General features: G+C 59.6%; 5 protein-coding genes. 4 read left to right on the top strand and 1 reads right to left on the bottom strand.

All coding sequences use genetic code 11. The annotated features are described in order from the left end of the window. The first annotated feature begins 97 nt into the window (after positions 1-97). Positions 98-3268, top strand: a complete 3171-nt coding sequence (locus AC1D1P_RS12315) for a tetratricopeptide repeat protein (RefSeq protein ID WP_477673175.1) — start codon at positions 98-100, stop codon at positions 3266-3268. Between the two features lie 15 nt (positions 3269-3283). Here AC1D1P_RS12315 and radC read toward each other — a convergent pair whose 3' ends face one another. Beyond that, positions 3284-3958, bottom strand: coding sequence for a RadC family protein (gene radC / locus AC1D1P_RS12310; protein WP_477673174.1), 675 nt, complete (start codon positions 3956-3958; stop codon positions 3284-3286). 145 nt (positions 3959-4103) lie between these two features. Here radC and AC1D1P_RS12305 point away from each other — a divergent pair, with 145 nt between their 5' ends. From AC1D1P_RS12305 to AC1D1P_RS12295, 3 genes are all read left to right on the top strand, one after another. Beyond that, the gene (locus AC1D1P_RS12305; RefSeq protein ID WP_477673173.1) at positions 4104-4592 is read left to right on the top strand and encodes an FKBP-type peptidyl-prolyl cis-trans isomerase; all 489 of its coding nucleotides are present in this window, start codon (positions 4104-4106) and stop codon (positions 4590-4592) included. Continuing rightward, the gene (gene ispH / locus AC1D1P_RS12300; RefSeq protein WP_477669755.1) at positions 4589-5587 is read left to right on the top strand and encodes a 4-hydroxy-3-methylbut-2-enyl diphosphate reductase; all 999 of its coding nucleotides are present in this window, start codon (positions 4589-4591) and stop codon (positions 5585-5587) included. Before AC1D1P_RS12305 ends, ispH begins: the two co-directional genes overlap by 4 nt. A gap of 22 nt (positions 5588-5609) precedes the next feature. Further along, a partial coding sequence (locus AC1D1P_RS12295) for a pyridoxal-phosphate dependent enzyme (protein ID WP_477673172.1) occupies positions 5610-5929 on the top strand: 320 nt, incomplete at its 3' end.

The following is a 5929-nucleotide window of genomic DNA, read 5'->3' as shown; positions in this document are numbered from 1 at the left end:
CTTCTACAGCCAGCTGCTGTCGGGCGGAAAGTTTGATGTGCTCGTTGTGCCGTTCCAGGTTGGGGGCTGGGCTGTCGACAGGGCAAGCCGGTCCATCATGACAGCGGAGCTCGCCGCAGGCGTCGCCAAATCACAGAAAGTGAAAATTCCTGACCCTTACCTGGTGGCAAAAGCGCTTGGTGAGGGACAGCGCCAGCTCAAGCAGGAAGAAATCTACAAACTTGCCGACGCCATTGGTGCAAAACGCATTGTCCGGGGCTACGCGGGGCATGACCGGAAAGGAAAAATGGCGATCGCCATCCTGACCCAGGACCACGCAGGCGCCACGCGCAATGGCGCTGCCTGGACCGGCCCTGTTCAGACGAAGAAATTTGAGAATATTCCATTTGGCGATGAAGTCCCGGCCATCGAGGCCTATGAGTCCGTGTTGCCGGAAATCCTCAAGTCCGTAGGCGCCTATCCCCCGTCGCCGCTTGACGAAAAGACAGCCAGCCGGCTGGAGCTGGAAGCGCTGCCGTCATCTCCGCTCGGCTTGGTGGCACCGGCCGGCAACCCGGCGCAGGATGCATATGCTTTTCTGCTGTACAGCGCACTGGCGCCCACAACCGTCGAAAGAACGAAAGAGATATTTGCCGAAAAGGCGTATCTGGCGCTTTTGGACTTGTCACCGCAGTCCCCAGACTACCGGGCGCTTCGGGCGCGGACCTACATGGCATTGGGTTTGCGTATGGCTGCCATCAAGGCACTGGGCGACGCGCAAACTGTCGAGGAAAAAGAACTGCTTGGCGCGCTGAACGGAAATATCCTGGAAGTGCGTGCAATGGCGGCGCTTGAAAAGAATCCCTTAAAACGCTTGTTGCAAAAGATCGATGAGAACAGGATTGCTACAGCCTACGGCACGATGACAACCAAAAAGGCAGTCGCCGAAGTGGCGGCGTTGAAGCTGCCCGGAACCATATGGCCGTTCATCGTGACGCGGGTTTTTGTAGAAACAGACCCGTGGGTTCAGAACGATAATGCTTCCCTGAAAATGCTTCTTGACTATGAACTGCCGGTCAAAGGTTACGCGATGGCGGACATGGCACGCGCGGCATTGCCCCTTGCCGACCCCGACAAGGTTCAGGCCATGGTGAATCTGTCGGTGTTTCATCACGGCCGCATGTTCATCGAGGCCAACACGGYCATTTTGTGCTGTGGGCTCACACCTGGCAAGCCGGGCCCGTTTGACTATCTGGACTTGCTCCAGGCTATTGGCCATGACAACCTGATGAGCCGCATCAATTTCCTGTCCGACGTCCAGGGCATTCCGAATCAGGCCTTGGTTTTTGCGAACACTATTGACGCAACCTACAAGGGTTACCCGTACTACGCGTATGAGCGCTCAAGAGTGGAGGCAAGGCTCGCTGCAAAGTCCGCCGGAGCCGAAAAAGAGCAATTGCTCAAGGCCGCGCACCAAAACGCGTTCGACGCAGCCTACTGGGAGCAAGGCCAGTCGCTCGTCGCAGTAAGGGCCCTGAATCATTTCAATGCTGACGGCGGTCAGTACTATGGACACTACGACAATCTTTACTATGCCGATGTTCCGTTCCGTCCTTATTACTGGACCTGGGCAGACGGCGGCAACTTGCAGACGCATGTTGAAAACGAAATTGCCGCTTTGAAGAATGCCACTTCGGAAATCGGAACCTTCTCGCAGCTGCACGGGCTATACCGTCAGTTTTTCCCCGACCAGGGGCGGGACACCGATCTTTTGGCGTCAATCGCCGGGCGTTTCGTGGGCTCCCCGGAACTCAATAGCATCCTCGGCGCCGAGGCTACGAGGCAGGGAGACACCGGGAAAGCGCAGGCTTACTATCGGGACAACCTCAAGCTGGCACCCACGCGGTGGACTTCCTATAGCGATGTGGCATGGATGCTGTTCGCGGCGGGTGACGTCAAGGCCGCCGCCAAGATGTTCCATTCTTACGAGGGCTTCAGGAAGGGGTCCGAAGACGGCCGGGTTGCCACTGCAAACCTTGCTTATGAGGCCGGGTCGTATTTTTACTGGGCGGGTTATTTCGACCTTGCCAGGCCGTTTTATCAAATCGCCGCGTCTCAGAGGTCGGGGTCGTCCGGTGAAATCACGAGCGATGCGCGTCTGAAGCTTCTTGCCGGCGATATTCAGGGCGCGATGGCCGGCACCTTGCGGCGTGCGCAACGTTACCAGGAGTCGTATGCTTACCGGGACTATCTGGGGCTTCTTCATGCAAGCGGCCATTCCAAAGAGGCCTGGGCCGGCTTTGAAATGCTGGCGAAACAAAGCCGCGCTCCTCACATTTGGGAGTCCGCGCTGGTCGGGCATCACATTTCCGGACAGCCTGAAGCGGAGGTCGTGAGTTGGGCGCAACAGGGGAAATTCGGGGGCACAACAGAGGACAAGATCGCCGCAGCCATTCACCTTGTGCGCTTTGCAACCACGGACCGCACGCCTTCCAGCGGCTTGTCTCAGGCAGTAGACGCACTGGATTTGCCGCGATGGAAATTACCCGAATACCCCAAGCCGGTTTATGAAGGGCATTCGATCCTGCTGAAAGCGCCAGTGAAAGAGCGCGTGAAATCCATGCACGCGTATTTTGTGGAGGCTTACCGGGCCATCAAACTCAAGGACTTTGCCGGTGCGAAGGCAATTTTCTCCGAGTCTGCAAAGTTTTACGACCTGACCGATTACCAGGTCAATTCAACGTTGACCTGCTATTTGCCTTACTACGCTTATGCGGCTGTCAAGGCGGGAGACACCTCAATGATTGAGAAGATGGTAAGCGGCACCGAGGTCTCCAGACAGGACTTTGACTATCAGCTGACCATGGCGATTCTTGCCGCAGCATCCGGCAAAAACGAGGAAGCGTTGCAATTTCTTCAACGCGCGCGGCACCTGCGTCCGCACACTGAGAAAAGGGCCTTGCTGACGCAGTACACCTTTGGAGAGATCTCCGAACTGGTGGCGGAAATGACCGGCAGCAGCAAGATCAGGGCCTTGGCGCTGGAGTGGGCCCAGAAGAGTCAGAAGTTCGAACCCTGGCAATCCTGGGCTTATGCACTGGAAGCCAGGTTGACGAGGAACCCTGCCGAGCGCAGGCGGGCCTTGGCGATGCTGTTTTATCTCGACCCCAAATCGGAGGGCCTGTCCGCGTTCGGGCAACCCGAAATCGATGCCGCTGTGAAGGCATTCGGGAAGTCCAACCCCTTTCTCTCCATCAATCCGGAAATTGTAAAAAAAGAGGCAATCTAGAAAGAGTTTCGACTTCTACAGCAAGCCCAGCTCGGCCATCGACACCGCCTGGGAGCTCGTCACCACAAAATGGTCCAGCACGCGCACGTCGACCAGCGCGAGCGCGGACTTCAGCGTTTGCGTCAGCGCCTCGTCGGCGCGTGAGGGTTTGGCGGTGCCGCTGGGGTGGTTGTGGGCCAGCACCACACTGGCGGCATTGAGCGCAAGGGCGCGCACCACCACCTCGCGCGGGTAGACGGACGTTTGTGTCAGCGTTCCGCGAAACAGCTCTTCGAGAACGATCAGCCGGTGCTGGCTGTCGAGGAACAGCACCGCAAAAATCTCGTGCGGCCGGCTGCCCAGCTGCAGCTGCAAATAGTCGCGCACGGCCTGCGGCGTGTCAAAGAGCGTTTTTTCACGGAGCTTTTCGGCAAGCGCCCGCCGGGAAAGTTCCAGCACCGCGACCAGTTCGGCGCGTTTGGCCGGGCCCAGGCCCTTGATGCTTTTAAGCGCCTCGGGGCCGGTGTGCAGCAGCCCGGCCACGCCGCCAAAGGTGTCGACCAGCTCCTGCCCCATCTGCAGCGCATTCTTGCCGGGCAGGCCGGTGCGCAGCAGCAGGGCCAGCAGCTCGGCATCGCTGAGCGCGCCGGGGCCGCGGGCCAGCAGTTTTTCGCGGGGGCGGGCGTCTTCTGGGAGGTCTTTCAGGAGCATGGATAGTCTGTGTTGGGAGGAAAGCCGGTGCCGGTGAGGCTAAAAAACCGGATTAAGCCTGATTTGGCCCGGTCAAGCCGTACTTTCTACAATAGAGGCAGTTTACAAACACTTGCCCGGCGCCAGCCCGGCCGCAGAAAGTCTTATGTCCACCGTGGAATCCCCCGACACTACCCTCGTCCAGCAAGGCTCGTTCCTGACCTTGCATTACCGCATGGCCGGGCCCTCCGTGGACGGCAAACCGGGCGCGGACATCATCAACACCTTTGACGGCAAGCCCGCCACCCTGAGTCTGGGCGCGGGCGAGCTCTCGCCGGCCATTGAGCAGCGGCTGATCGGCCTGCCCGAAGGCACGCGCACAACGTTTGAGTTGCCCGCAGGCGTTGCCTTTGGCGACCGCAATCCGGAGCTGGTGCAGTGGGTGGCGCGCAAGCTGCTCAACGAGCTGGGCGACCCGGATGAACAGTACAAGGTGGGCGATGTGGTGCAGTTCCCCACGCCGGATGGCGCGGGGCAATACGCGGGCGCGGTTCAGCAGGTCAAAGAGGGCGGCGACGCGGTGCAGTTTGATTTCAACCACCCGCTGGCAGGCCAGCCAGTGGTGTTTGAAGTGCAAGTAATAGGCGTTCTATGACTGAATCCAAAGTGCTTCCTCAGGAAATCCTGCTCGCTGAGCCGCGCGGTTTTTGCGCAGGTGTGGACCGCGCCATCGAAATCGTCGAGCGTGCCCTGACCAAATTCGGCAGGCCGATTTACGTGCGCCACGAGATCGTGCACAACACCTATGTCGTCAACGACCTCAAGCAAAAAGGCGCGATCTTTATTGAAGAGCTCGATGACGTGCCCCCGGGCGCTACGCTGGTGTTCAGCGCGCACGGCGTGAGCCAGGCCATCCAGAAAGAGGCCGAGCGCCGCGGCTTCCAGATTTTCGACGCGACCTGCCCACTGGTGACCAAGGTGCATGTGGAAGTGGCCAAGCTGCACAAAGAAGGCTACGAGTTCATCATGATCGGCCACAAGGGCCACCCCGAGGTCGAAGGCACCATGGGCCAACTCGACAGCGGCATCCACCTGGTGGAAGACGTGGCCGACGTCTGGCGCATCAGCCCGGCCCAGACCGAACGCCTGGCAGTCGTCACGCAGACCACGCTGAGCGTGGACGACGCGGCCGAGATCAGCGCAGCCGTGAAGGCGCGCTTTCCGCAGGTGCGCGAACCCAAACACCAGGATATTTGCTACGCCACGCAGAACCGGCAGGACGCTGTCAAGGTGTTGAGCCCACAGGTTGACATCCTCATCGTGGTCGGCAGCCCGACCAGCTCCAACAGCAACCGCCTGCGCGAGCTGGCCGCCAAGCTGGGCACCGAGGCCTACATGGTGGACGACGCCAGCGAGTTAAAGGAGTCTTGGTTTGAGGGCAAGGGCCGGGTCGGCCTGACGGCCGGTGCTTCGGCGCCGGAAATCCTCGTCAAGCAGGTGATCGACCGCATCAAGGCGCTGGGCGCCGTGTCGGTGCGCAAGATGGAAGGCATTGAGGAAACCATCAAGTTCCCGCTGCCCAAGGGCCTGAAGCTCGATGCGCAGGGCCAGATGCTGGAAGTCAATGACAGCCAGCTGCATCAACTCTGACCTGATTTTTCTTTTTTCCAATATGACTAATCGCTATCAAATTGAGAGCTGCTTGCGCACGTTCGAAGCGGGCTACAGCCACTTTATTCATAAAACACCGCTGTGGAAGCTGCCTGGCAAGGCGCTGGGCGTGGAATGCGCTGAGGTCTGGCTCAAGCTCGAACACCTGCAAACCGGCGGCAGCTTCAAGGCGCGCGGCATGCTCAACCGCCTGCTGTCCAATCCCATCCCGGCCAGCGGAGTGATCGTGGCTTCCGGCGGCAACGCGGGCATTGCCACAGCCGCCGCGGCCCGCGAGCTGGGTGTGCGCTGCGAAGTCTTTGTGCCTGAAGTGTCGACGCC

The sequence above is a fragment of the Polaromonas sp. P1_E1_2 genome (assembly GCF_056406035.1).
The sequence above is the reverse complement of the archived record's forward strand: the minus strand, read 5'-3'. Positions and strand labels throughout refer to the sequence as shown.